The organism is Streptomyces sp. NPDC001156 (assembly GCF_053598275.1).
This window is the reverse complement of record NZ_JBSFJX010000553.1, coordinates 1-1,244: the sequence shown is the minus strand read 5'-3', so window position 1 is coordinate 1,244 and position 1,244 is coordinate 1. Positions and strand designations below refer to the sequence as shown.

Below are 1,244 nucleotides of genomic sequence, written 5' to 3'. Positions count from 1 at the left end.
TAAGTCCAGTGCCGGCTCAAACCTGATGGATACGGGCCGGTGTGCAGCGCGTGGCCGTCCTGCTGCGGCGGGACGGTCAACTCCGAAGCCGGTTGGACGGGTCCGGTGGGGAGGCCACGGTGAATGCCTGCGGCGTAGGCGTGGCGATGCTGTCGGAGTAAAGGCGGGCACCTCCCTCATCGATCGATTCCAGGTGAACGTGGGAACCATCCGCGGTCGCCCTCCCGCCGGGCACCCAGCCTGGTGGTGGGCAGGTCCGTTGCCGACTGTCGGCCGTGGGATGGGGCGGAGGCCCCGTAGTAGTCCGAGCGTGCGAGAGGCACGTGCATGGCGAAGGGGGCCAGCAAGTCGGCAGCAGTCGAACTGGAAGGCCAGGAGGTGTCGTTGGTGAATACCGACGAGCTGGAGTACGTCTTGCTCAAGGCGGAACGCCGGGTACTGGAGATCCAGACGAAGCTGCACCGTTGGGCCGGTGATGATCCTCATCGCGGGTTCGATGATCTGTTCAATCTCGTCGCTGATCCCGCGTTCCTTTTGGTGGCGTGGGATCGGGTGAAGGGGAACAAGGGGGCCAGGACAGCCGGGGTGGACGGGCATACTGCCCGTTCCATCACTCTGTCGACGGGTGTCGAGAATTTCCTCGGCAGGCTGCGGGAATCGTTGAAGGACCGCAGTTTCCGTCCACTTCCGGTGCGCGAGCGGATGATTCCCAAGGCAGGCGGAAAACTGCGCCGTCTGGGTATCAACTCGGTTTCCGATCGGGTGGTGCAGGCTTCCCTGAAGCTGGTGTTGGAGCCAATTTTCGAGACGGATTTTCTCCCGTGTTCGTACGGGTTCCGTCCGAACCGCCGGGCTCATGACGCGGTGGCCGAGGTGCGCTTCCTGGCGTCCCACTCGTATGAGTGGATCGTTGAGGGCGACATCAAAGCCTGTTTCGATGAGATCTCGCATACCGCCCTGCTGGACCGGGTGCGTGCCCGCATCGCAGACAAACGTGTACTGGGTTTGGTGAAGGCATTCCTCAAGGCGGGCATCCTCGGTGAGGATCGCGTGCTGCGGGAGAACAATGCCGGCACTCCACAAGGGTCAATTCTTTCGCCGTTGCTCAGTAACGTGGCACTCTCGGTCCTGGACGAGCACATCGCCCGGGCACCGGGTGGGCCCGCTGCGAAGCCCTATCAACGGGCACGGCGCAAGGTTCTGGGGCTGCCGAACTACAGACTGGTCCGTTACGCGGACGACTG

1 protein-coding gene is annotated in these 1,244 nt (G+C 63.3%); it reads left to right on the top strand.

Features of this window, described 5'->3' with window-relative positions:
* Positions 1 to 327 precede the first annotated feature (327 nt).
* The coding region (locus tag ACWDA7_RS53065; protein WP_450615431.1) for a reverse transcriptase domain-containing protein at positions 328 to 1,244 on the top strand (917 nt) is incomplete at its 3' end.